The organism is Pelagicoccus sp. SDUM812005 (genome assembly GCF_031127875.1).
Lineage (GTDB): Bacteria > Verrucomicrobiota > Verrucomicrobiia > Opitutales > Opitutaceae > Pelagicoccus.
In genome coordinates this window covers 95951-121018 of the sequence record NZ_JARXIA010000005.1, presented here as the reverse complement: position 1 = coordinate 121018, position 25068 = coordinate 95951, and the positions used below count along the sequence as shown (strand labels likewise).

Annotated in this window: 24 protein-coding genes; 19 read left to right on the top strand and 5 right to left on the bottom strand. The window is 59.0% G+C overall.

Features of this window, described 5'->3' with window-relative positions:
• The first annotated feature begins 62 nt into the window (after positions 1-62).
• A complete protein-coding gene (locus tag QEH57_RS08035; RefSeq protein ID WP_309006197.1) occupies positions 63-1403 on the top strand; it encodes a thymidine phosphorylase in 1341 nt (446 codons plus the stop codon).
• Positions 1404-1421: 18 nt separating this feature from the next.
• Here QEH57_RS08035 and QEH57_RS08030 read toward each other — a convergent pair whose 3' ends face one another.
• Positions 1422-1568 carry a hypothetical protein gene (locus QEH57_RS08030; protein ID WP_309006196.1) on the bottom strand — a complete coding sequence of 49 codons (147 nt, stop codon included), beginning with the start codon at positions 1566-1568 and terminating at the stop codon, positions 1422-1424.
• A 21-nt stretch (positions 1569-1589) separates the two neighbouring features.
• On the opposite strand from QEH57_RS08030, the gene QEH57_RS08025 reads away from it, so the two are divergent.
• Both QEH57_RS08025 and lpxA read left to right on the top strand, forming a co-directional pair.
• The gene (locus tag QEH57_RS08025; protein WP_309006195.1) at positions 1590-2927 is read left to right on the top strand and encodes a bifunctional UDP-3-O-[3-hydroxymyristoyl] N-acetylglucosamine deacetylase/3-hydroxyacyl-ACP dehydratase; all 1338 of its coding nucleotides are present in this window, start codon (positions 1590-1592) and stop codon (positions 2925-2927) included.
• Positions 2928-2947: 20 nt separating this feature from the next.
• A complete protein-coding gene (lpxA, locus tag QEH57_RS08020) occupies positions 2948-3739 on the top strand; it encodes an acyl-ACP--UDP-N-acetylglucosamine O-acyltransferase (RefSeq protein ID WP_309006194.1) in 792 nt (263 codons plus the stop codon).
• Between the two features lie 88 nt (positions 3740-3827).
• Here the strand turns inward: lpxA and QEH57_RS08015 are convergent, their stop codons facing one another.
• The 4 genes from QEH57_RS08015 to QEH57_RS08000 all read right to left on the bottom strand — a co-directional run bounded on the left by QEH57_RS08015 (position 3828) and on the right by QEH57_RS08000 (position 6336).
• Complete coding sequence (locus tag QEH57_RS08015; protein ID WP_309006193.1) at positions 3828-4718, bottom strand: DUF72 domain-containing protein; 891 nt, start codon at positions 4716-4718, stop codon at positions 3828-3830.
• A gap of 81 nt (positions 4719-4799) precedes the next feature.
• Positions 4800-5237, bottom strand: a complete 438-nt coding sequence (gene hisI, locus QEH57_RS08010; protein ID WP_309006192.1) for a phosphoribosyl-AMP cyclohydrolase — start codon at positions 5235-5237, stop codon at positions 4800-4802.
• An 87-nt stretch (positions 5238-5324) separates the two neighbouring features.
• Positions 5325-6023 carry an HAD-IA family hydrolase gene (locus tag QEH57_RS08005; protein ID WP_309006191.1) on the bottom strand — a complete coding sequence of 233 codons (699 nt, stop codon included), beginning with the start codon at positions 6021-6023 and terminating at the stop codon, positions 5325-5327.
• Positions 6024-6039: 16 nt separating this feature from the next.
• The gene (locus QEH57_RS08000; protein WP_309006190.1) at positions 6040-6336 is read right to left on the bottom strand and encodes a gamma-butyrobetaine hydroxylase-like domain-containing protein; all 297 of its coding nucleotides are present in this window, start codon (positions 6334-6336) and stop codon (positions 6040-6042) included.
• 385 nt (positions 6337-6721) lie between these two features.
• On the opposite strand from QEH57_RS08000, the gene QEH57_RS07995 reads away from it, so the two are divergent.
• From QEH57_RS07995 to ftsA, 16 genes are all read left to right on the top strand, one after another.
• Complete coding sequence (locus tag QEH57_RS07995) at positions 6722-7168, top strand: hypothetical protein (protein ID WP_309006189.1); 447 nt, start codon at positions 6722-6724, stop codon at positions 7166-7168.
• Between the two features lie 18 nt (positions 7169-7186).
• Complete coding sequence (locus QEH57_RS07990) at positions 7187-7396, top strand: hypothetical protein (RefSeq protein WP_309006188.1); 210 nt, start codon at positions 7187-7189, stop codon at positions 7394-7396.
• Between the two features lie 22 nt (positions 7397-7418).
• Positions 7419-8336 carry a 16S rRNA (cytosine(1402)-N(4))-methyltransferase RsmH gene (gene rsmH, locus QEH57_RS07985; protein ID WP_309006187.1) on the top strand — a complete coding sequence of 306 codons (918 nt, stop codon included), beginning with the start codon at positions 7419-7421 and terminating at the stop codon, positions 8334-8336.
• A gap of 240 nt (positions 8337-8576) precedes the next feature.
• Complete coding sequence (locus QEH57_RS07980; protein ID WP_309006186.1) at positions 8577-8954, top strand: hypothetical protein; 378 nt, start codon at positions 8577-8579, stop codon at positions 8952-8954.
• 6 nt (positions 8955-8960) lie between these two features.
• Complete coding sequence (locus tag QEH57_RS07975; RefSeq protein WP_309006185.1) at positions 8961-10763, top strand: penicillin-binding protein 2; 1803 nt, start codon at positions 8961-8963, stop codon at positions 10761-10763.
• A gap of 78 nt (positions 10764-10841) precedes the next feature.
• Positions 10842-12341, top strand: a complete 1500-nt coding sequence (locus QEH57_RS07970) for a UDP-N-acetylmuramoyl-L-alanyl-D-glutamate--2,6-diaminopimelate ligase (RefSeq protein WP_309006184.1) — start codon at positions 10842-10844, stop codon at positions 12339-12341.
• Complete coding sequence (gene murF / locus QEH57_RS07965; RefSeq protein ID WP_309006183.1) at positions 12342-13706, top strand: UDP-N-acetylmuramoyl-tripeptide--D-alanyl-D-alanine ligase; 1365 nt, start codon at positions 12342-12344, stop codon at positions 13704-13706.
• A complete protein-coding gene (gene mraY, locus QEH57_RS07960) occupies positions 13700-14800 on the top strand; it encodes a phospho-N-acetylmuramoyl-pentapeptide-transferase (protein ID WP_309006182.1) in 1101 nt (366 codons plus the stop codon). The genes murF and mraY overlap by 7 nt, the downstream gene beginning before the upstream one ends.
• Positions 14797-16086 carry a UDP-N-acetylmuramoyl-L-alanine--D-glutamate ligase gene (gene murD, locus QEH57_RS07955; RefSeq protein WP_309006181.1) on the top strand — a complete coding sequence of 430 codons (1290 nt, stop codon included), beginning with the start codon at positions 14797-14799 and terminating at the stop codon, positions 16084-16086. Before mraY ends, murD begins: the two co-directional genes overlap by 4 nt.
• Positions 16083-17345, top strand: coding sequence for a LysM peptidoglycan-binding domain-containing protein (locus tag QEH57_RS07950; RefSeq protein ID WP_309006180.1), 1263 nt, complete (start codon positions 16083-16085; stop codon positions 17343-17345). Before murD ends, QEH57_RS07950 begins: the two co-directional genes overlap by 4 nt.
• Positions 17346-17375: 30 nt before the next feature.
• Positions 17376-18545 carry a putative peptidoglycan glycosyltransferase FtsW gene (locus QEH57_RS07945; protein ID WP_309006179.1) on the top strand — a complete coding sequence of 390 codons (1170 nt, stop codon included), beginning with the start codon at positions 17376-17378 and terminating at the stop codon, positions 18543-18545.
• Positions 18542-19672: a UDP-N-acetylglucosamine--N-acetylmuramyl-(pentapeptide) pyrophosphoryl-undecaprenol N-acetylglucosamine transferase gene (locus QEH57_RS07940; RefSeq protein WP_309006178.1), complete on the top strand. Its 1131-nt coding sequence runs from the start codon at positions 18542-18544 to the stop codon at positions 19670-19672. Before QEH57_RS07945 ends, QEH57_RS07940 begins: the two co-directional genes overlap by 4 nt.
• Positions 19669-21948: a UDP-N-acetylmuramate dehydrogenase gene (gene murB, locus QEH57_RS07935; RefSeq protein WP_309006177.1), complete on the top strand. Its 2280-nt coding sequence runs from the start codon at positions 19669-19671 to the stop codon at positions 21946-21948. Before QEH57_RS07940 ends, murB begins: the two co-directional genes overlap by 4 nt.
• The gene (locus QEH57_RS07930; RefSeq protein WP_309006176.1) at positions 21945-22877 is read left to right on the top strand and encodes a D-alanine--D-alanine ligase; all 933 of its coding nucleotides are present in this window, start codon (positions 21945-21947) and stop codon (positions 22875-22877) included. The genes murB and QEH57_RS07930 overlap by 4 nt, the downstream gene beginning before the upstream one ends.
• A gap of 91 nt (positions 22878-22968) precedes the next feature.
• A complete protein-coding gene (locus tag QEH57_RS07925) occupies positions 22969-23775 on the top strand; it encodes an FtsQ-type POTRA domain-containing protein (protein ID WP_309006174.1) in 807 nt (268 codons plus the stop codon).
• Positions 23776-23833: 58 nt separating this feature from the next.
• A complete protein-coding gene (gene ftsA, locus QEH57_RS07920; protein WP_309006173.1) occupies positions 23834-25045 on the top strand; it encodes a cell division protein FtsA in 1212 nt (403 codons plus the stop codon).
• Positions 25046-25068 lie beyond the last annotated feature (23 nt).

The following is a 25068-nucleotide window of genomic DNA, read 5'->3' as shown; positions in this document are numbered from 1 at the left end:
TTCGCGGGCGTCGTCCTGTCATGGCCGCTAACGGCAAGCAATACGATTCCGTACAATCCATTATGGTTAGAAAAACCTTAAGCAGCCGTCGTTTCATCAAGCCGAGCTACGCGTATCTTATCGAAAAGAAGCGCGAGGGCCAAGAATTCACCAAGGAAGAGATCCGGTATATAATCGACTCTATCTTGGACGGAGAAATGCCTGACTTCCAAATGGCCGCCATGGCAATGGCGATCTTCTTCCAGGGAATGTCCGCTCAGGAAACCGCGATTCTCACCGAGGAGATGATGCTTTCCGGCGAGGTGATCGACCTTTCGCACATCGCTAAGCCCAAGATCGACAAGTATTCCACAGGTGGCGTGGGCGACAAGACCTCCCTAGTGCTGGTGCCGCTCGCAGTCGCCTCCGGTATCGTAATCCCAATGATGGGCGGCATCGACCAAGATTTCGCGATCAGTTCCCTCGACAAGCTGAGCGCCGTGCCTGGCTTCAATGCCGACATGGGCATCGATCCGTTCATCGAGCAGCTCGAGAAGATCGGCGGAGCGATGGTTCGCCAAAGCGCCGAGCTCGCTCCTGCGGATGCCAAGCTCTACGACCTCCGCAAGAAGACCGCTACCATTCCTAGCCTCCCGCTGATTACCGGTAGCGTTCTTTCCAAGAAGCTGGCCGAAGGCGCGGAAGGCCTCGTGATCGACGTCAAGTGGGGCAACGGATCCTTTATCCGCGATCTCGAGCAAGCCAAGCAGCTTGCTCGCAGCATGACCCGCGTAGGCCGCTCCATGAAGCGTCGCTGCGTCGCGCTCGTGACCGACATGAACCAGCCGCTCGGCGATACGGTGGGTACGGCCCTGGAGCTCAAGGAAGCGATCCAGCTCCTCAAGGGCGAGGGTCCGGAAGACTTGCAGGAACTCGTTCTCAAGCTCGGCATGGAAATCGTGCGTCTCGCTGGCGTTGCCGGTTCCACGCTGTCAGCGAAGCAGACGGTACAACGTCACATCGAGGACGGCACGGCGCTCGAGAAGCTCAAGGAGATCGTGGCGGCCCAAGGCGGCGACACCTCCTACATCGACGACCCCGACAAGTTTCCGACCGCGAAGCACATCCGCAAGCTGCCTGCTCCGAAGCGCGGCTACGTTCACACCATCAACGCGGCTCAGATCGCCAAGGGCGTCCACCTGCTCGGAGCTGGCGCGGACGAGGATGGCAACATCGACTACGCGGTTGGCGTTTCCGAGATCAAGAAGGTCGGCACTCAGGTCAAGCAGGGCGAGCCGCTGATGATGATCCATTACAACGACGAAGCGAAGCTCGAGCAGGCCCTCGAATACTTCAAGGCCGCCTACCGCCTCGCGCCGAAGCGCCCAACGCCACCGCCTCTGATCGTAGAGCGCGTCGCGTAAGCGTCACGGAAAAGCAATTCAGATTTCAAAGGCCAGCCGCGGTATGCGGCTGGCCTTTTTTGTGGAGATTTCCGTAGGGAGGCGCTTCAGTCCGATGGCCTTGTGTCCGGGACGCGGGCTGAAGCTCTGCGCTGCGGAGTCTAAATCCTTGAATTCGTTTCGCATTGCTGCCACTAAGCGATCCCCATGAAGCAACGCTCCATCCTGCGCGAAGTCTCTGTCAAAGGCGCATCCCTCCACACTGGTGACAAAACTCTGCTTACGCTGAAGCCGGCGCCCGCCAACGCGGGGATCACGATTCGTCGCGTCGACCTTCACGACAAGCCGGTGATCAAGCCGCATATTTCGCAGGTTACCGACTTGGTGCGTGCCACGACTCTGGCCTCCGGCCATGTGAAGGTGCATACCGTGGAGCACGTTTTGGCAGCCTTGCACGGCATGGGCATCGACAATGCGGAGATCGAGATGGATGCCTCCGAGCCGCCGATTTTGGACGGTTCCTCCAAGGGCTTCGTCAACCTGATCCTTGAAGCGGAGCCGGTGGAGCTCGACGCGGAGCGCGAGTACTTCGTGCTCGATCAGCCGATTTCGGTGACCAAGGGGAATTCCTCGCTGATCGCGCTGCCGTACGACGGCTTCAAGATTTCTTGCACTTCGGCCGACGATCGCGGCATCCACACGCAGCACCTCTCCATCGAGATCGACCCGGACGTGTTCGCGACCCAGATCGCGGCGGCCCGTACCTTTACGGTTTACGAGGATATCGAGGAGCTTTTGAAGCTGGGCAAGATCAAGGGCGGCAGCCTCGAAAACGCCATCGTGCTCAAGGACGACAAGATCATGTCCAAGGAGCCGCTGCGTTTCGACGACGAGCTGGTGCGCCACAAGATTCTCGATGTGATCGGCGACGTGCTGCTGCTCGGCAAGCCGCTCAAGGCTCACATCGTAGCGGTCCGTCCGGGGCACGCGGTCAATGCGGAGCTGACGGCCAAGCTCTTCGAGCGCATGGAAGAGTTGGCCAAGGGCGAGGCGACTCCTGCCAAGGCCAAGCCTAAGACGGCTCGGATCGAGGAGGAAACGCAGCTGGATATTCGCCGCGTGATCGAGACCTTGCCGCACCGGTATCCGTTTTTGATGATCGATCGCGTGACCGAGTTTCGTGGCGACGACGAGCTGACGGCTATCAAGAACGTCACCATCAACGAACCGTTTTTTCAGGGACACTATCCCGGCCAGCCGATCATGCCGGGGGTGCTGCAGATCGAGGCCATGGCCCAGGCCGCGGGCATCTTGATGCTGCGTAAGATCAACCAGGAAGGGAAGACGGCGGTCTTCATGAGCGTGGACAAGGTCAAGTGGCGCCGCAAGGTGATCCCCGGCGACCAGCTTCGCATCGACATTAAGCTGCTTAAGATCATGCGAGCTAAGATCGGAACCGCGTCGGCTACTTGTTACGTGGGCGACGAAGTTGCCTCCTCCGGCGAGCTCAAGTTTATGATCTTGGGCGAGGGCGAGGATGTATAGGAAATCTTGATACGATCGACATGAGCAGCAATATTCATCCCACCGCGGTAGTTGACCCGAAGGCGGAGCTCGCCTCGGATGTGGAGGTTGGGCCGTACGCGGTCATAGGAGCGGGCGTTCGTATCGGCGCCGGAAGCAAGGTTTGGCATCACGCCACGGTTTGGGGAAACACCTCGATTGGCGAAGCCTGCCAGATCTATCCTTACGCCAGCATTGGCATGCAGACCCAGGACTTGAAGTTCAAAGGCGGCAGCCCCGGCGTGAAGATCGGCGACCGGAATATTTTTCGCGAGTACGTATCGATCAACGCGGCGACCAAGGACGGCGAGTTCACTGAAATCGGAGACGACAACTACCTGCTCGCTTACTGCCATGTAGGGCATTGCTGCAAGCTCGGCAGCCACATCGTGGCGAGCAATGGAGCGACCTTTGCGGGACACGTGATCGTGGAGGACTACGCCGGCATCGGCGGCGGCGGGACGGCCATTCACCAGTTTTGCCACATCGGCTATCGTAGCTTCATTGGCGGCTGCGCGAAGGTGGAGCAGGATATCCCGCCCTTTATGCTGGGCGATGGAAATCCGGCTAAGATTCGAATGTTCAACAAGGTCGGACTGGAACGGGCCGGCTTTGGCTCGGAGCAGATGGCAGCGGTGAAGTTTATCTTCAAGGCCTTTTATCGCCAGGGCTTGAATCGCCAGCAAGCGGTCGAGGCCGTGCTCGGTAGTGAGTACGCGGATACGCAGGAAGTGAAAGCTTACGTCGCCTTCGTGGAAGCGTCCGAGCGAGGGATTACGGGCGGGAGCAAGTAGGAGGGCGTGGGGCTGGCGCTTCGGCCCTAGTCGGTGGAAGGGTTTCGATCCTGCAATGCGGTCGCTGGCTAAAGCTCAGCGGTACGGGTCAAAACAAGTCTAGCTGCTCGATTTGCTTTTCCGGTTTGATGCGGTCGCTTTCGAATTCGGCGAGTTCGGGGAGGAGGGGATTGATGCGTTTGATTTGTTCGTGCAGTCGCCGGGCCACGAAGGGGGCGAAGGCGTCGTCGCCGGCGTGCGCGAAGACGTAGGGACGCTTTCCTTCGAGTATCCATTTGTTGATGACGGGGGCCCATTCCTTTACGAAGATCTCGTTTTTCTGGACCTTGTTTTTACCGACGAAGCGGAGGACGGGATGCTTGCCGAGGGCGACTTGGCGGACGGGCAATTGGGGCTTTCGCTCGCGGGCTTCGCGTTCTTCCGCGTCGGGTTCGCTGGACCAGAGCGGGCGGGTGTCGAAGACTACTTTGTCGACGCCATGGTTTTCGAGCAGGTCGTCGAGACGCTTTTCGTTGTCGGCCTTGTCGTAGAAACTGATGTGGCGTGGCTCGACCGCGTAGCTGAATTCGCTGGGCAGCGCTTTTAGGTAGTCGCGAAGCGTATCCAGGTTGTTGATATTGAAGGATGGAGGGAGTTGGAGGAAGGAGACGCCTAGCTTGTCTCCGTCGGCGAGGGCGGTGAGCACCTTGAAGAAGGCTTTGTTTTCCTCTTTGGCTCCGGTGAGGCGTCGTTCGTGGGAAATGGACTTGGGGAACTTGGGGGCGAAGCGGAAGCCCTCGCTCGACTCGGCCATCCAGCGTTCCACGGTGGCCATGGGAGGGAGGGCGTAGAAGAGGGTGTTGCCTTCGACGGTGTTGAAGACTCGCGAGTATTCCCGCAGGAGCTCGTTGCTCTCCGTGCCGGTGCGGAACACCTTGCCGATCCAGTCGCGATTTGACCAAGCAGGACAGCCGAGAAAGTAGGGAAGGTGTTTTGACATAGAGGGGGAAAGGTGGGTGGAGGAGGAGTTGGTACAAAAAAAGAGGGGAGGCAATTAAGCCTCTCCCTCTTGGTAAAGTCGTTATTTTTTGTATACCTCGGCTGGATCGAAGACGCGTTCTCCGCCGTCGTAAACGAGTTCTTCGCCCTCCAGCTTGCGGTAGAAGCAGGATTTGTAGCCCGTGTGGCAAGCGGCCCCGTTTTCGCCGATGTCAGCCTTGATGAGGATGACGTCCTGGTCGCAGTCGGTGCGGAGTTCCTTGACCCATTGGATTTGTCCGGAGGACTCTCCCTTTACCCAGAGCTTTCCGCGGGAGCGGCTGAAGTAGGTTGCCTTGCCGGTTTCGATGGTATGCTTGAGGGCTTCCTCGTTCATCCAGGCGAACATGATCACCTCGTTGGAATGGACCTCGGTGGTGATGCAGGGGATGAGGCCGTTGCTGTCGAACTTGGGCTGCAGCTTCTTGCCTTCTTCAATCTCCTCCTTCGAGGTGCGTTCATGGATGCATGTGTGTGACATAACGGCTGGGAGGTAAGGCGAGTAGGGGCGGTTTGTAAAGGTTGGAAAAACGCGGGAAGCCGCGGCGGCTCAGGGGCTGGGCGGCGCTTACTCTAGGATGTCCAGCAGCTCGCTGAGCTTCTGGATGCTGCGGCAGGGAGCGTTGGGCTGCGCGACCTCGGCGGAGATGCGGATGGCATGCCAGCCGGCGGCTTGGGCTCCGGCGATGTCGTGCTGGAGCGAGTCGCCGATGTGGAGGATTTGCTCGGGGGCGAGCTGCAGGGCGGCTTGGCAGTGGGCGAAGATTTCGCGGTCGGGTTTTTCGTGGCCGATTTCGCTGGAGACGAAGAGGTGGTCGAGGTGAGGGGCGAATCCGGTTTCGGCGACGACTTGGCGGACGCGTTGGTCCCAGTTCGTAAGCAAGGCGGTTCGGTAGCCGCGGTCGCGTAGGGAGCTCAGGGTTTGCAGGGCGCTGGGTTCGGGCCGCCAGCGGTGTCCGTGGGCGAACTCGTTCCAAAGGTCCTCGAAGAGGCGGTCGAAGTCGGCGGGCGGTGGGGAAAGGTGGGAGATCGAGGTGGCGACGATGGAGCGCCAGTAGCTCCACTCCCGTTTTTCGCCGTCGAGGATGGTGGCGTCTTTGGCGACGCAGCGGAAAGCTTGCCGGAATCCCTGCTCGAGGGCGTCGGCCGGATAGTCCAGGCCGTGCCGTTGCATGACTTCGCGGTAGATGGCCCCCACCGAGGGATGCGGGTGGTAGAGGGTGTGGGCCGCGTCGAAGGTGACGGCTTTGACCTGGGAAAGAGGCATGGGAGGGCGGCTGGCGCTACTGGCCTAGGCTTTTGAGCAGCTCGTAGCTGTAGAGGCCGGTGGCGTGTCCGTCGGAGAACTTGAAGCGGATGGCGTAGTTGCCCACGAACTGCCAGCTCTCGATCTGGACTTGGGAGTAGTCCTTGCCGCGCTCGCCGCCGTGCAGGACCCCGAGGATGTCGCGTTCGCCGGCGGTCTCGGCGCTGGGAGAGGCTGCCCGCAAGGCGGGAGCCTTGATGTAGGATTCGGTGCCGTCCTCCCAGAGGAGGGCGAGCTCGTTGCCGATGAGCTGGATGTTTTTCGGTGGCGTCATGGTGCGGTGGAGGAAAATGGGATAGGAGGGAAGGCTTCGGCTCGCAAGTCAAGAGGGGGCCTCCAGGGGCAAGTTATTCGACTTGTTCGCGAGTTATTCACAAGGGCGGGAAGGCGCCCGCGAAACCCGCCGAAAACGGCCGGTTTTGGGCGGTTGATAACCTTGGGTGGGGAGAAGTGGGGAAGGCGGCGCGGAGAGGCTTTTCCCTCTAGGCAGGGGCTAAACGGCCCGAAATGTAAATCCTATGTCAAGGAATGACTTGTGAATAACATGTGGATAGTAAAAAAGGGCCGTTGTGGAGGAATTTAATTGAAAAGTGGGGGAAAGTGGGGAGGTTTGGGGAAGTTTTTCACAGATCTTCCGGAAACAGATTTTAATGAGCGCCTTGGGCAGACCAATTTTCGTTGGCAAACACCAACGAAACCTTGATTCGAAGAATCGTCTCACGATTCCTTCGAAGTGGCGCTTTGACGGGGACACGGAGGACGTCTACTTGGCCTTCCCAGACCCAGGCACTGGCTCTATTCACGTCCTGCCTCCGTCGCGTGTTGAGAAACTGATGGAGCTCATCGAGTCGCAGAGCTTGAGCGACGAGGAGATGGCGACTTTGCAAGACAAGCTCTTCTCGCAGGCCCATTCCTTTGGCTGCGACAAGCAAGGGCGCGTGAACCTGACCGAGGATTTGCTCGAGCACGCAGGCATCACCAAAGAAGCGATGGTGGTCGGTCGTTTGACCGACTTCCGCATTTGGTCGCCGGAGCGTTGGCAGTCGGTCGACCCGAAGGCCAACAACGACGACATGGGCAAGATCATGAAGCTCGCTGGAATTTAAGAAGGGAGACGCAAACGCATGAACGACCGCCAATCTATACTCTCTAATATAATGGAAGCAGTGGGGCTTGCCCCGCGCAAGAAGCTCGCTCCCGGAGCGGGGCGCTATCTCGGCGTGGGCGGCACCTTTGGCCGCGCCAAGATCCGCCACTGCTCGACTTGGGATTTTGAATACAAGCTGCCGCGCCCGGCGGCTCGCAACCTAAACAGTGATTTCGGCAATCGATAGTCTAGTAGGCATCGCCCCTGATATGGAAGGACATGTACCAGTACTTGCAGCGGAGACGCTGGAGCACCTCGCTCCACGCGACGGCGGCGTGTACCTGGACTGCACCTTCGGCGGGGGAGGGCATACCGAGCTCGTGCTCAATGCCGCCGACTGCACTGTCGTAGGACTGGACCAGGATCCGCAGGCGGTGGCCCGCGCTGCAGAGATCAAGGAACGCTACGGTGACCGCTTCCGCTTTCACCGCATGAATTTCGAAACCCTCGACCAGCTCGAGGAGGGGCCCTTTGACGGGATCCTCTTCGACTTTGGAGTTAGCTCCTTTCAGTTGGACGAGGTCGATCGAGGTTTCTCTTTCCGTGGAGAGGCCCCTCTCGATATGAGGATGAATCCCGAAGCGGGCGTATCCGCTGCCCAATGGCTCGCCACAGCCGACCGGGCGGAGTTGATACAAGCGATTCGTGGATACGCGGAAGAAAAGAACTGGCGCAAAATCGTCGATGCGATCATCGCGGCCCGTGAGAAGAACGAACTGAGCACCACCACACAGCTCGCTGACCTTATCCTATCCTGCACTCCAGCGAGGGTTCGTTTTTCTTCCAAGCTGCATCCGGCCACCAAGGTTTTCCAAGGTATCCGGATTGCCATCAACGACGAGATTGGCGTGATCGAGCGCGGACTGCCCGCTGCCTTCAACCAGCTAAAGATCGGGGGAATCCTCTGCGCGATCAGCTTCCATTCCTTGGAAGACCGCGTAGCGAAAGTCCTCTTCCGACGCTGGGCGGGAAGGCCGGAAGGCTCGCGCGACAATCGGCCCCAGGACATGCGCGAGACGCTCTGCGAGCTGCTCGGCAAGCGCCCGATAACCGCCAGCGACAAGGAAGTCGCCGAAAACCCGCGGAGTCGCTCAGCGAAGCTCCGCGTTTTGAGAAGAATAAAGTAACACGAAAATGAATACACTAACGCTCGAGAGTCGCAGGATAATGAGAAATTCAACCACGCTTAAGTCGGTGCTGAACCGACAGATTGTCACCCTAAGCCTAGGCAGCTCCATCGGAGCTGGCTCTTTCGATTGCCGCCAGGAGGCAGCGATCGGTACCGCATCGCCAACCATCTCTTTTAAACCATTCGAACGCGTCTACAAGATCCCTGCCCGAGGTAGGGAGCTGGCGCTTGAAGCATCATGAGCACACGCAACACTCAGAAAACTTCCCGTACACCTTCTATCCTAAACCGCATCATTTGGCTGACCTTCGCGTTTACGCTATTCGTCGGCATGTTTGGTTTGGGCACGGTTTACCTGCGCCACGAGGCCGCTGTTCTCGCCAACGAAAACAAAGCCCTGTACGCGGACATTTCCGAGCAGAAGCGCCACATCGCGGAGCTGGGCGCCGTGATCGCCCGCCAGACTACGCGCGACCAACTCAAGGCCCTGAACCAGGAGTACGGACTGGGACTGCGTCTGCCGACCGAGCGCCAGATCGTACATGTTTTGGAAGACCCCACGAAGCGTCTCTACGAAAAGCAATCGGGAACGATGCTGACGGCAGCGAGCTTCTAACGACTGATGGCAAGCCGCCCCGGAACTAAATTCAGATTTTGGATACTCGCTCTCTTCTTTCTCTGTGGCTACGGAGCGATCGGCTTCCGTTTGGTTGAATTGCACGCCTTCAAGAGCACGGAGTTTGTAGACGAGCTGGAGAGTAGTCGCTTCCGGGTGCTGCGCGAGATGCCGCGTCGTGGAGATATCTACGACGTAAACGGCGAAATCCTGGCAACCAGTCATATCTTTTTGGAAGTCGGCGTCGACCGGCACGAGATCAAGAGCGCCGATCTCGCTCGAATCCCGGAAATCGCCAAGAACTTGGATCTTCCAGTCTCTCATGTACGAGAGGCTTTTGGCGTTTCTAACGGTCGCCTTCCTTCCGACGTCAAGACGCTTAGCCCGCGTTGGAAGCTGTTGAAGCGCCGCGTGGAGCCGCGCTCCTTCGAGGCCTTGAAGGAATTGGGGATCCGTTGCGTCACCAGCACGAAGAGCTACGAGCGCGAGTATCCGCAAGGAGACTTGGCGGCCCACGTCATCGGCTTCGTGCGCAAGGACGGCCAGGCCGCCATGGGAGTGGAGCGCGAATTTGATTACTACTTGAGTGGAGAAGAGGGATGGACGGAAACCGAGATCGGGGCCGGCCGACGCGAGATGGCGCAGTTTCGCCGTCGCCAGGTCACCTCTACGGATGGGCTCAATGTGGTTCTCACCATCGATTCCTACGTGCAGGACGTGGTGCAGAAGGAACTGCATCAAGTGGTGGATAACTTTAAACCCAAGGCGGCGACGATCATTGTCTCCGACCCGTATACAGGCGAGATTCTTGGGCTCGCAAACTATCCGAGCTTCAACCCGAACGAGTATTCGAAATCCGACGACGAATCGCGCAAGAATCGGGCTTTGACCGATATTTTGGAACCCGGTTCGACCTTTAAAATCGTGGCAGCGACGGCTGCGTTGGAAGAGCGTGTGGTAAATGTGGATACGCAGATCGACTGCGCTCAGCCGATTGCGGTTATGCCGGATGGCTACCGGGTGAAGCTTCCCAAGGACGACCATGCGATGGGGATCCTATCGGTGGGCGAAGTAATTTCGAAATCCTCGAACCGAGGCGCGGCCCATCTCGGCTTCAAGCTGGGAGGTCAGAATTTCTACGAATGGGTGGAGCGGTATGGCTTTGGCGAATACAGCGGTCTCGACCTTGGCGTAGAGTCTCGCGGGATTCTCAATCCCCCGAACAAGTGGGATCGCCTCACCCTTTCTCGCATGACGATGGGGCACTCGATTGCGGCGACTCCGATTCAGATCCACATGGCGACTTCGACCCTCGCGAACGGCGGAGTGCTGATGACGCCTCGCGTGGTGGCGGGCATCACGAACTACGAAGGCGAGACGGTGGTGGAGTTCGGTCCAGTGCCGAAGCGCAAGGTATTCTCTCGCGGCACGGCTCGCACAGTGGCGACCTTGCTCGAAGAAGCGGCTTCCGAGCGGGGAACGGCGCGTCGCGCCATGGTGGAAGGCTATCGGGTGGCAGGCAAGACGGGTACGACCCAGAAGATCGTGAACGGCCGCTATTCGACCCGCGAGCACGTAGGATCCTTCACAGGCTTTTTCCCAGCCAACAATCCGCAGGTCGTGATCACGGTCATCGTCGACGGCGGGCGTCCGGCGACGGGCGGGCTGGGTTACGGCGGCATCGTGGCGGCTCCCTCTTTTAGGGAAATCGCCAAGAAGCTGATTCCGCACTACGCGATCGCCCCCGCAGTCGAGGCTCCTGCTTATGCGCGGAACGAAGCTCTCAACCAAAGCGCGGGAGACAATTGATTTCCAATGTTAGTCACGCTTCCGGGAAACAGGTTTTCTGCGGATGGGTCCATAAGGACGGAACGAGTACATCAATCGATGCAAACCAAAGCCAAAAAGTTAAGCAAGTTGCTCGGGGACGATTTTGCGAAAGCCCTTAAGGGGCAACCAGATCCGCGAATCGAGCGCTTAGCTATCGACAGCCGCCGCGTCACGCCCGGCTCGCTTTTTTTCGCGCTGCCGGGACTGCGATCGGATGGGAATTCTTTCGTCGACGAGGCGATTTCCAGAGGTGCGGTTGCGGTGGTTTCCTCGCAGCCGCGTCGCTTTAGGAGCGCCAAGGTCGCTTACGTGACGGCGGAGAATCCGCGGCTGGTATTGGCCGCGGTCTCGCGAGCGTTTTTCAAGAAGCCGGACAAGGATCTGAAGCTCGCCGGAATCACGGGGACGAACGGCAAGACGACGGTCGCCTATCTGGTGAAGCAGATCCTGTCGAACCTGGGGCAAGCCTATGCCTGCCTGGGCACCGTGGGCTACGATTTGGTGCGCCGCACGGTGCCGTCCTTTCGCACGACTCCGGAGTCATTGGACCTTTGCGATTTGCTGAGCCAAGCTCGCGACTTCGGCTGCAAGGGCGCTGTGATGGAAGTCAGCTCCCACGGGCTCGACCAGTACCGGGTGAGCGGCTTGAAGTTCGAGGTGGCGGCCTTCCTGAACCTGACGCGGGACCACTTGGACTACCATCAGGACATGGAGTCCTATTACGCGGTCAAGCGGCGCTTGTTCAACGGCGAAAACGGCAAGCTGCCGAAGGTCGCGGTAGTCAATGCCGACGATAAGTTCGGTCAGCGTTTGCTCGGGGAGATTCCTAGCGGAGTCGCCGCAATCAGCTTTGGCGAGGCGAAGGAGGCTACGTTTCGAGCGAGCGAGATCGAGCTCAGCGCGGAAGGCACGCGCTTCTTGTTGGATTGTCCCGATGGCCGCTTCGAGGTGAAGACGTCATTGGTCGGCGACTACAACGTGAGCAACACGCTGGCGGCCTTGTCGGTTTGCAGCGGCTTGGGCTTGAACATCGAAAACTGTATCAAGGATCTGGATTCGTTTCCTGGGATCCCGGGCCGTATGCAGAAAGTGGATGCGGGCCAGGCTGCAACGGTGCTGGTGGACTACGCCCACACGGAGGATGCCTTGGAGAATGCCTTGAGCATGTTGCGAGGCGTTACCGAAGGGAAGTTGAGGGTCGTTTTTGGCTGCGGCGGCAATCGAGATCGCGGCAAGCGACCGGTCATGACCAAGGTCGCGAACTCGCTTTCCGACGAAGCGTGGGCGACCTCCGACAATCCGCGCAACGAGAAGATCGAAGACATTTTCGCCGACATGAAGCAAGGGCTCGTCGATCCCACGCGAGTTCACTTCGTAAGCGATCGGCGGCGGGCCATCGAGCTTGCCCTGCAGGCCTCGAAGGCGGGCGATTGCCTCCTTATTGCGGGGAAGGGACATGAATCCTTTCAGGAGTACGGCGAAACGGTCGTGCCGTTTGACGATAGAAAAGTGGCTTTGGAGTTGATCCAGAACATGCAGCTAGGAGGTCGCGTCTGAGTGGCTAGCATCGACCCAGTCGCTCTCGCTAATTGGACTTCCGGCACCTGGAAGAATAGGGCACCATCGACTGTCTCGGCATTCAACTACGACTCGAGGAAACTTGAAGCGGGCCAGGTCTTCGTCGCCTTGCGAACCGCGTCGCGGGATGGGCACGACTTTTTGGCTGCCGCTAAGGAGGCCGGCGCCTCGGGCGCCTTGGTCGACCGCTTCCAACCGGAAGTCGACCTGCCGCAACTGGTGGTTGCGGACGTATCCAAAGCCTTGATCGAGGCGGCGCGTGGATATCGTTTGAGCTGGAAGGCCCAAGTGGTGGGCATCACCGGCAGCTGCGGCAAGACGACGTGCAAGGAGGTGCTGGCTTGTTTGCTGTCGGAGCGGGGGACGCTTAGCACGGTCGGGAATCTCAACAATTTGATCGGCGTGCCGGTCAGCATTTTGCGTTCGGAAGGGCAAGCCGTGGAGTTTGCCGTGCTGGAAGCGGGCATTTCCGAGCCCGGCGAAATGGAGCAGCTGGCGCGGGCTATTTGCCCCGACTGGGGGATCGTGACTGCGATCGGTCCGGCGCACCTGCAAGACCTCGGCACGGTCGAGACTGTCGCGATCGAGAAGGGGAAGCTGTTGCAGGAGAAGGGGCTGCGAGGCGCCTTCGTTGGCGAAACGGCGGAACCGTATTTGTCGGAGCTGGATTGCCGGTTTGCGAAAGTGGTCCGGCGCGATGCGAGCTTGGCGGGGGATTGGAGTTTCGACTTTGCCTCTGCGGGCGGGCGCACGAAGTTTCGTCAGCGGATTGCGGGCGAAGTACGGGATTTTGAATACGCCGGGTCCGGCGCAGGCTTGGCGTCCAACGTGGCCTTGGCGGTGGCGACAGCGGTTTCGCTCGGAGTCGACCTCGTTTCGATTTCGCGGGCCTTGGGGCAGTGGGCTTCGGCCCAGATGCGCAACGAATGGCGGGAGCAGGGAGCGAACCGGGTCTTCTTGGATTGCTACAATGCCAACCCCATTTCCATGCGTGATTCGCTGCGGACCTTTGCCGCGGAAACGCCGGAGGAAAAGCCCCGATTTTACCTGCTAGGGTGCATGGAAGAACTCGGGGGCGAATCTCCTCGTCTGCATGAGGAATTGGCGGGCGATATTCCTCTCAGAAAGCGCGATTTCCTGCTTGTGATTGGGAGCGAAGCCAAGAGCGTGTTGCGAGGTATGAAGGACGCGGGATGCGACACAGGAAATTGCTTTGAAATTGCTTCGGTGGAAGAGGCGAAGGACCGCCTTGCGCGCTTTGCCGGGAGCGTCTTCTTGAAGGGGAGCCGCCGCTACCGTTTGGAGTCCGCGCTCGACTATTTGAAGGGAGGCGTTTCGTGCTAAGCTATCTCGCCCAATACGAGGAATTTTTCGGCCCGTTTCGTCTGCTTCGCTTCATCACCTTGCGAACCCTTTTCGCTTCCGGAACGTCATTGCTGATTGGATACATGCTGGGACCATGGGTGATCGCCAAGCTGCGTTCGTTCAGCTTCCAGCAAAGCCTGCGCGACAAGAGCGAGGTCGGGAAGTTGGCCGAGCTGCATGAAGGCAAGAAGAACACGCCAACCATGGGAGGCTTGCTGATCTGCCTGAGCGTGACCTCCAGCTGCTTGCTTTGGGCCCAGTGGAACGTCTGGGTGCTGACGGCGCTGCTGGTGTACGTGAGCCTGACGGCGCTGGGTTTCATGGACGATTACCTGAAGGTGTCCAAGCGAAACAGCAAAGGGGTCAGCTCCCGTTTCAAGCTCGCGTGGCAGAGCGTGACCACCGTGGTGGCGCTGGTGATCCTGGTGAGCAATCCGGAGAGCTCGGAGTTGACGCGCGAGCTTTGGCTGCCGTTTTTCAAGGATGCGGTTTGGGTTTCCATGCCGCTTTGGTTCCTCTTCATCTTTCTGTTTTTCGTCCTCGTGGGCTCCAGCAACGCGATCAACCTGACCGATGGAGTCGATGGGCTGGCGATCGGCTGCACGATTTCGGCGGCCCTGGTGTATGCGGTCATGGCTTACGCGGCGGGCAATGCGATCATAGCGGATTACCTGCTTATTTCTTTCGTCCCCGGCGTCGGGGAGCTGACCATCATTTGCGGTTCCCTCGTGGGCGCGGGCCTGGCCTTTCTCTGGTTCAACACGCATCCCGCGGAGGTGTTTATGGGAGATACCGGATCGCTTGCCTTGGGCGGCTTGATCGGTATAGTCGCCTTCATGGTGCACCAGCCAGTCACTTTGGTAATCGTCGGCGGGATTTTCGTGATGGAAGCGATGTCGGTGATTTTGCAGGTCGCTTCCTTTAAGATGACAGGGAAGCGCATCTTCCGGATGGCTCCGATCCACCACCACTTCGAGTTGAAGGGATGGGCGGAATCTAAAGTTGTCGTTAGGTTTTGGATACTTTCGCTGATTTTTGCGATCGCTGGGCTGGGGACCCTGAAGCTTCGGTGAGCCCGCTATTGAAAGCCTTGCCTAAGTGGTTGAAGAAGCGACTGGATGCTCCGGTCGCTATCTTTGGACGTGCTTCCAGCGGCCAAGCGGCCAGCGCCTTGCTGGAAGGTCTTGGCTGCGAGTGTCACGTCTTCGACGAGCGAGCGGAGTCCGAGTCGATGCGGTCCTTCGGGCTGCAGGAAGCGAAGAACTACAAGCTTGTGGTCTGCAGTCCCGGCTTCGCGGTCGAGCATCCATGGTTGCAGGCGGCCCGGGAAGCGGGCTGCGAAATCTTGCCCGAGCTGGACCTAGGCGCCTGCTTGTGGAGAGGTCCGATTGTCGTGATTACTGGCACCAACGGGAAGACCACCCTGACCGAGTTCCTGACTTCCGCATTCAGCAGCGCCGGCATCGAAGCCTACGCCTGCGGCAACATCGGGCGTCCCATTTCCAGTTTGATCGCGGACGATTTCAATCTGGAGGCGATCGCGGTTTGCGAAGTGAGCTCCTTCCAGGCCGAGCTAACGAAACACTTGCATGCCGATTCCTTGCTTTGGACCAACTTCGCGGAGGATCACCTCGACCGCCACAAGTCGCTCCGTTCGTATTTCGAAAGCAAATACAGCTTGGTGAAGCTGCAACGCGGCGACATTTGCCTCTTCGACGAAAGCGTGCAGAGCTTTGCGGAGGAGTTTGGCTGCGAGCTGCCGGAGGACGGCTTGGTGGACCACAGCTTGGACGCGGCCCAGCTCGGCGTGACCGGTACCATCTTCGAAACCTTGCCGGAGCGGAACACCTATCTGATCGCACGGGCGCTTTGGCTGCGCATGGGGCTGGACGAAGGCGAGCTGATCGAAGCCGCCAACAATTTCAAGAAAAGCCCGCACCGCATGGAGCTGATCGAGAACCGGAATGGCGTTTCCTACTGGGACGATTCCAAGTCTACCAACTTCCACGCCGTCTACGGAGCCCTTAAGCGCTTCGAGAATCCCGTGATTTGGATTGGCGGCGGAAAGAACAAAGGTGGGGATTTACCACGATTTGTCGCGAATTTAGCCCCAAGAATCCAATCAGCGCACCTTATAGGGGAGACTTCGATCAAATTAGCCCCTGCTTTTGAGGAGCATGGCGTGCCGGTTCGTGTCTACGAAGATCTGGACGACGCAGTCGCAGGGGCTAGCGCGGTAGCGGAATCCGGATCAAATATTTTATTGAGCCCAGGCTTTGCCAGTCTCGACATGTTCGACGGCTATTCGCAGCGTGGGGAAGCCTTCAGGAGAGCCATCAGCCATTTGTCAGACCTATGAAACTATCAGCGTACAAAACCCTCGAGTCGAGCAAGCGCGCCCAAACCTTGAGCCGCATCATTTTGATAGCGGGAGCCCATCTCGTAATCATCGGTGGCACCTACCTGGTTACCAATTTCGGTGACAAGCCGGCGGGAGATTCCGTTGCCCTAGCGGGAGTCGGAACCTGGTCGAGCCAAAGCGCTTCGGCGAACCAGCCCAGCGTCGACGCCTCATCGGGCACGCTTTTCGATTCGCGAGCCAGCGACCTGAACGGCTACAACGCCGGAGAGGGGAAGCCGGTATTGCTCGCCAGCAATTCCAACGCGTCCTCCAGCAGCTCCAGCGGACGCTACGCTCCGCGCCGTCCCAGCTCCTCCAGCCCGCTCAACAATCCTCCCAGCCAGCCAAGTTCCTCCAGCTCTGGTTCCGTTTCGCGCGATGACGACTTCTTGGAGCCGATCAACCGTCCCGACGACGACTTGTATCCCGTGTACTCCTCGACCTCGCAGTCGTCGCCCTTGTCCCAAACAATCGAATACAAGGTGCAGAACGGCGACAGCCTATGGGGCATCTCCCAGCGCTTCAAGATCACGGTCAAGGACATCACCGCTGCCAATCCCGGTCTGACGGTCAATATCCGAGCTGGCCAGGTGATCAACATTCCGCGCACCTCGGAATCCTCCTCGGTAGGCTATCAAGCTCCGACCTCCACCCCGGCGCCTAAGAGCCAACCGGTGAGCGGATCGATCTACACCGTCAAGTCTGGCGACGTGCTTTCCCGCATCGCCTCGCGCCAAGGCGTTACGGTAGCGGAGCTGAAAGCGGCCAACGGATTGAGCAACGACATGATTCGCGTCGGACAGGAGCTCGTCATCCCGACGCGCACGAACAGCGCGGCTTTGGTTTCCAAGCAACACCGCGGGCCGAAGGTTACGATCGAGGCGGGAGATACTTTGGACAAGTACGCCGCGATCTACGGCGTATCGGTGCCGGAGCTGATGGAATTGAACAACATCAGCAATCCGCGCCTGATCCGCATCGGTCAGACCTTGCTGATTCCCGAGACGGGCCAAGCCCGTGTCAGCGCACCTGCTGCGAGGCAGCCGACTCGCCAGCAGACGACGCAGCCGCAGCCTCGCGCTACCGCGCCAGCTCGTACGCTTCCGACTTTGGAAGAACTTCCTCGCGAACGTTCGCAGCCCACTTTGCCGACGCTTGACGATGCGTTCGGGGAAGAGGATTTGGAGGATCAGCCATTGATCCAAATCTCTGAGTAAGCCCTGTAGTACCATTGCCACTACAGCGGTATGGCGAAGAAGAGTAACAAGAAGAACCATGTCGGATCGAACGGAGTACTGAACCCAGCGCTCGTCGTTTTGATCTGCGCGGGTCTGCTTACGGTGCTGGGAATTACCATTCTTTTCAGCGCCAGCTTGCACATCAACAAGGATTCCCCGTACTTCTTCATCGAGAAGCAGGCCATGTGGGTGGGACTTACCATCGTGGTTGGCCTGCTGCTGATGCTGGTGAACCTGGACTGGATACGCCGCTTTATTTGGGTGGGTTACGTATTGGGGATCGCGGTGCTGCTGCTCGTTTTCGTGCCCGGGATCGGTACCGTCATCAACGGCAGCCGAAGTTGGGTGAGGATCGGGCCTATCGGTTTCCAGGTAGCGGAAATCGCCAAGGTCAGCTTCGTCTTTTTTGCGGCGCACTATTTTAGTTCGATCCGCTCCGAGAACACCACCTTTCTGCGGGGCTTCATCTATCCGGGGATCGGCATGGGGATCTACATCGCGTTGGTGATCGCCCAGCCGGACTTGGGCACGGCCTTGATTTACGTGATGGTGGCGGTAAGCATGCTGTACCTCGCGGGAGTGAGGCTGATCTATTTGATTCCTTCCGTGCTCGCGGGGTTCGCCGGCGTGGTGGCCTTGATCTACAACGACGCGGAACGCTGGAGCCGTTTGACCGCCTTTTGGAATATGGAAGCGGAAAAGGCGGGCGACGCCTATCAAGGCTGGCAGGCCTTGCTCGCTTTTGGAGCGGGCGGCATTGACGGGGTCGGGCTGGGCAATGGGCGGCAGCAGCAGGCCTTCCTGCCCGAGGCGCACAACGACTTTATTTTTGCCATCATTGGCGAAGAGTTGGGAATGATTGCCACCCTTGCCGTGGTGACGGTTTACGGAGTGCTTTTCATAGCTGGCGTCATGCACATCCGCAACGCGCCCAATACCTACCAATACCTCTTGGCGGCAGGCTGCGTGTTGATGATTTCGGTACAGTCGATTTTGAACCTAGGCGTCGTGACGGGAGTGTTGCCCACTACAGGACTTCCGCTGCCCTTCATCAGCTACGGCGGTTCGAACTTTTTGACGATGGGGATCTTCGTCGCGATCATTCTCAACACGAGCCTCGCTTGGCGAGGACCGGTGCTACAGCAATCGAAGCGTAAACTGAAGGATATCGAGGGATGAAGCGGGCAATCATAGCATGCGGCGGAACGGGAGGGCACATGTCGCCCGGGATCGCTTTAGCCGAAGAGCTTACCTCGCGAAATTGGAAGTGTACGCTGCTGATCAGCAACAAGCAGGTCGATTCGCGTCTGGTTAAGAAGTATCGCCAGTTCGAATACGAGACGGTTGACGGGAGGCCTTTTTCGATCCGACCGCTTCGCTTGCTCCTGTTTTTGGTGAGCTTGGTGCGGGGCACGCTCAAGTGCAGCCGCATGATCCACCGCAAGCACCCGGACGTCGTGATCGGGTTTGGCGGTTTCCTTTCCATGCCGGCCATGTTGGCGGGTTTTTTCGCTGGATTGCCGACGGTGATCCATGAAGCGAATCGAGTGGCGGGGCGGGTGACGCGCATCGTGAGCTGGTTCGCGCGTCGCATCTATTTGCCGAAAGGGGTTACGGTACGCACCAAGCGCAGCAGCCGTATCCGTTTCGTGGGGATGCCGGTTCGCGATGAGATCGTGAGCAAGTCGAAGTCCGAGGCGAAAAGCGCGTTGGGGCTCGATCCGCAGCTCAAGCTGCTGGTAATCATGGGCGGCAGCCAAGGCGCGGAATCCTTGAACAAGTGGGTGAAGGCCAGCTTGCCGACGCTTGCCCAGAAGGAGGTGCAGGTCTTTTGCTTAACGGGCGGCTCGGAGGCGGACAGTTCCATGACTTTCAAGTCCCCGAAAGGGACGGAAGTGCGATCCTTGTTTCGTCGTTTTTCCGATGACATGGCTACGGTGCTTTCGGCGGCGGATCTGGTGGTTTCACGTTCCGGGGCTGGCAGCATAGCGGAGATGATGCGTTGCCGGGCGCCAGGTATTTTGATCCCGTATCCATTTTCAGCAGACGATCACCAAGTAGCGAACGCCCAGAATTTCGAGATGCTTGGCTGTGGAATTCACATGTCGCAGGACTACCTCGGTGACTTACTGAAGGAGGTTCAGGACGTTCTTTTCAACGAATGGTTGATGCAGAAATTTCGCCATAACCTCGAGCTTGCGGATCGTAGGGATGTGAGGGCTTTTATGGCTAACGATTTGGAGCGGATCGTGGCCGGAAACGGATTGAACATGGCTGCTCGAACGGAACAAGGATTGCGTACATGATCGAAGACTTGCCAGAGCGTATTCATTGTTTGGGCGCAGGGGGCGCGGGCATGTTGCCGCTTGCTCTTTGCCTTGCGGAAGCAGGGCACGCGGTGACGGCGGAGGACGACGCCTTCACCGCTGAGAATCGCGAGCTCCTGGAGTCGCGCGGGGTGGAGGTGCGAGCTTTTGCGAAAGGAGACGCGGCTGGCATCGTCTACTCGTCGGCGATTGCGGATACGCATCCGGCCCGAGCGTATGCTTTGGAGACGGGAGCGCTCTGTATTCGCCGCGGCGAGTGCCTGGCTTTGGTGGCAAAGCAGAAGAAGCTGGTCGCGATAGCCGGTTCGCACGGGAAGACGACGACCTGCGGTATGTTGATCGATGCGCTGGAGCAAGCGGGCGCTGACTTTTCCTACCTGTTGGGCGCCCAATTCGATGGATTGCCTCCCAGTCGCTTTAGCGAGAGCGAGTGGCTGGTCGCGGAGATTGACGAGAGCGATGGCACCATCGAAGGCTTCAGTCCGGAAATCACGGTGGTGCTCAATGTGGACCACGACCACCATGCCCGTTACGAAACGGAAGCGGATTATTGGGCGGCTTTCGCACGCTTGGTCGAGCGGACCCAAGGTAAGGTTTTTGTGGAGGCGTCCCTGAAGGATCGCCTGCGGGCGAGCGCCAAGGTCCCGCTGCTTGGGCTTGGTGAAAAGGGGGATGTGGACGTTTCGGCGAAGCCGTCCGGCAGCTCGTGGAGCGAATTGACGTTTTCGGGGGAGACCGCTTTGAGGCAGGTTTCCATCAATCGTAGCGGTCGAATGAATACCATGGATGCGTCCTTTGCCTTGTTGGCGGCGGAAGCTATGGGGGCTCCTTTGGCCGCGGGCCAGCGAGTGGAATTCACTTCGGTGAGACGTCGCCAACGTTGCTGGTTCAATAGCCCTGCGGTTCAGGTTTTCGAGGACTATGCCCATCATCCGCGGGAAATCGACGCGGTTTTGGAAAGCATGGGGGAGAAGCCCGGCTGGCAAACGGTCGTCGTTTTTCAGGCCCACCGTTTTTCTCGCACGCGGGAGTTGAAGGCGGAGTTCGCCAAGAGTTTGTCGGTTTGCGAAGAGTTGGTTTTGCTCGACGTCTACGCGGCTAGCGAGTCTCCGCTGGAGGGCGGGACCGGCCAGGACCTTTACCAGGAGTGTCGCAAGCGTTCGGATCGGGTGATCTTTATCTCGAGCGTCGTGGATCCGGTCCCTACCTTGCAGGCGCGAGCCCGGCAAGGAGCGGTGAGGATTGTATTCCTCGGCGCGGGAGTGGGTGACAAGGTGGCCAAGCGTTTGAGCGAAGCCCTTGCGGCAGAGGACAAGCGTTGGGGGCAAGTGTACCGAGGCCTCGCTTCGGTTTCCAGTTTTTCGACCGTGATTCGGGCGGACGAGCCGATGGCGAACAAGACGACCTTGCGGGTCGGAGGGCCTGCGGAACGCTACTTCGAGCCGGAATCGCTGGCCCAGTTGGTGGCGGCCCTGAAGGTTTGCCGCTCGGAGGGGATCGAGGTTCGCCCGTTGGGCCGCGGCTCGAATCTGGTGGTGGCCGATGACGGCGTATCCGGATTGGTTATACGCTTGAGCCATCCCTATTGGAGCCGCTTCGAACTGCTTGGCGCGGGGAGGGCGCGTCTGGGCGCCGGGATGCGCATCAAAGCGCTTTGCGGGCAAGCGGCGAAGGAAGGGCTGGAAGGCTTTGAATTTTTGGAAGGGATCCCCGGAAGCCTTGGCGGCGTGCTGCGCATGAATGCGGGCGCCATGGGCGGTTGGGTTTTCGACGTGGTGGAATCGATCCGCTACGTCACTCTGGAGGGCGAGGTTTTGGAGGCTCGCAAGGATGACTTGGATTTTGGATACCGTTACTGTCGGGAGCTGGAGTCGGCCATCGCGATCGATGCGGTATTCGTTTCCAAGGGGAGCGCCGCTTCGCAGGCGGAGATACGCCGCACCATCGACACCTACCAGAGCAAGCGCAAGGAGTCCCAGCCCCGCGAACCCAGCGCCGGCTGCATCTTCAAGAATCCCGAAGGCGATTCGGCCGGTCGCTTGATCGACGAGCTCGGACTGAAGGGCGCGATGGTAGGCGGCGCCGAGATCAGTTCGGTTCATGGCAATTTCATAATCAATCGCGGCGGAGCGAGCAGCTCGGACGTAGTGGAGCTGGTCAAGTTCGCCCGCAAGGTAGCAAGGGAGCGCAAGGGAGTGGACCTGCATCCGGAGGTGTTGCTTTTCGGCTCGAATTGGGAGGAGGCATTGAAATGACAGAACCAAGAATTGCAGTACTACTCGGTGGAATTTCGGCGGAACGAGAGGTTTCGCTCGGCTCGGGCCATGCGGCTGCGTCAGCCTTGGCGAAACGCTTCGAAGTGGATGTCTTCGACGTGCAGTCGCATTCCGAATTGCCGGAAGGCTTGGATCCGCAGCGGCACGTGGTGTTCTCGACCTTGCATGGATCCTTCGGCGAGGACGGCGCGGCCCAGCGCTTGCTCGACGAGGCTGGTGTCGTGTACGCCGGTTGCGATGCGGCCTCCAGCGCCTTGACCTTCGACAAGGTGGCGACCAAGGCGGCGCTCGCGGCGGCGGGAGTGCCGGTACCGGCGGAAATCGTTTTCGAGGCTGGAGATGTACCTTTGGCGGAAACGGTAGTATCCGTACTGGGACCGTCGGTGGTGATCAAGCCCGCGGCGGAAGGCAGCAGCGTCGGCCTGCAGTTCGCGGAAGGGGAAGCGGAGGTCGCGGATTGCCTGGAGAAGTGCAAATCCGGTCGTTGGCTCATCGAGCCCCGCGTTTCGGGCAAGGAAGTAACGGTTGGGATCTTGCAGGGAGAAGCTTTGGGAGTGGTGGAAATCCGGCCGCGCAGCGGACGTTTCGACTTCGAGAGCAAGTACACGAAAGGGCTGACTGAATACATTGCTCCGGCGGAGATTAGCGAGGAGCTGAGCGAGCGCATCCGAAAATTGGCTACAATGGCTTTTAGCGCTTGCGGTTGCCGGGACTATGCCCGCATCGATTGCATGGTGGATACGGAGGGAAATCCTTATTTCCTGGAGATAAACACCCTCCCGGGACTCAAGGAAACGAGCCTTTTGCCCATGTCGGCGGCGCTTTTTGGATACAATTTCGACGAACTACTGCAAAAGCTTGTAGAACCGGCCTTGTTGAGGTATAGAAACGCCAATTCTTCTAGCTAACATGGCTGCCCGTAATTCAACCTCGAACCCTCGTCGTAAGCGTAAATCAAATACGTGGAAGGACATCGACCAAAGCGTTAAGCCGAAGGCTATGAGCTCGGCTTCGGAACGCCGCATCTGGATGGGTCGACTGAAGGTGACCGGGGCGGCGCTTTTGTTTGTCGGCGTATTTGCCGCAGCGCTACATTTCCTGCCGCGCTTGGAGGGCGGACCGGAGATTTTGACCAAGGCTGGGGAGTCGATGCCGATCCAGCTGATCGACGTGCATACGGATGGAAACTTGGAGCGGGACTACGTCCTGCGCCAGCTGGACGTGCCGGTGGACGCGAATTTGCTGAGCGTCGACTTGGACGCGATGAAGGAGCGGCTCGAAGCGATCGGGCAAGTCGAGAAGGCAGTGGTCTCACGCCGCTTTCCGGACGCCCTGGAAGTCAGCATCGTCGAGCGCAAGCCGATCGTGCGGATCTTGGCCCAGCGGGCGAATGGGGAGACCTTGAAGCTTTTCGTCGACGAGCAGGGAGTGGTTTTCGAGGCGGATCGCATGGATCCGAAGGTGGCGCGTACCTTGCCGTTTCTGGACGGGGTGGCCCTTTCCAAGGAAGAGTACGGCTACTCGCGCATCGACGACATCAGCCCGCTGGCGGAGCTGCTTTCCGAAGCCCAGGCCATCGCTCCCCACATCTACAACGCGTGGCGGGTGGTTTCCTTGGAGCGGTCGGATCGCCTGATCACCAAGGGGCGTGGAGCGAAGGAGGTCGTTTTCGATCGCTATGCGGATTTCCGCAGCCAGCTGGGGCGGCTCGACTACATTTTGGACGATTGCAGAAGCAAGCAAAGGGGCGAAATCGAAAGCGTAGATTTGACCTTGGAAGATCAGGTGCCAGTAAGATTCCTCTAGGCTCGTAGTATCGGGTTGAAATAATTCGGGAAAGAGTCAGCCGTACGGTCAAAGCAAGGTGTATAAGACGAAAGTAATCGCAGGTGTAGATATTGGGACGAGCAAGGTGACTGTGCTTCTGGGAGAAATCCACGAGGGCCGGAAGCTTAATGTGATCGGCCTCGGTCAGTCGTCTTCAAAAGGGCTCCTGAAAGGGGAAATCGTTGATTACCATCTAGCTAGCGATTGCGTGCACGCCGCCATCCTGGCGGCGGAAAGCCAAGCCGGGGTTTCGATCGATGGGGTTTACCTCGCTCAAACCGGCGGGCATATCGAAGGTTTTCCCAGCGAGGCCTCGGTGAACATAACGGATCCGGACGGACGCGTGCAGCAGGAGGACGTGGAGCAAGCCTGCTCCTTGGCCCAGGGGCGAGAGTTGCCCGAAAACCGTACCACGATCCACCACTTGCGTCGTCCCTACCGCTTGGACGGGCGCAGCGTGGAGTCGCCGGTAGGCATGGAGGGCGAGCGCCTGGAAGTCGGCTATTGGACGATGCATGGGGATTCCCGCAAGATCGGGGATGCGATCCATGTCATCAACGGCTTCAACCTGCACGTGGACGACATCGTTCTGGCAGGCTTGGCGAGCAGCGCTGCGGTGGCGACGCCGGACCAGAAAAAGAGCGGGGTGCTGGTCATCGACATGGGACGGGGCACCACCGATTACGCGCTTTTTCTCGACGGGCGCTGCACGAAGGCGGGTTGCCTGCCGATTGGCGGGGACCACATTTCGAACGACCTGAGCATTGGTCTGCGCATGCGGCTGAAGCAGGCGGAGAGCCTGAAGCTGCGCTATGGCTCGGCCATCGTGGAGCATAAGGACAAGACGGAGAAGGTTTGGCTGAACAACGACTTTGAGATCGGCGATCGTCCGGTTCCGCTTTGGAGCATCGAGAAGATCATCGAGTTGCGGGTGAGCGAAATCTTCGAGGTCGTGCGCAAGAAGCTCGGCGCCCAGTTCGTGCCGGAAAGGCTGTCGTCTGGTGTCATCATCACGGGCGGCTCGAGCAAGTTGGCGAACATCGACCAGTGCGCGGAGAACGCATTCGGAATCCAAGCGCACGTGGGGGACAACGCGGCCATGGCCTCCGGCGAGCTGAAGGATTCCCAATACAGCACGGCCCTGGGGCTTCTGCACTACGGTCTGCAGTACCAGAGCGAGAAAAGCTACGCCAAGCACCGGCAGAGCAGCATTTTTGGCCGTCTCAAGAGCCTTTTTCAAAAGGTCTAGCGAGCCTTAGCCTTTACCCCGAC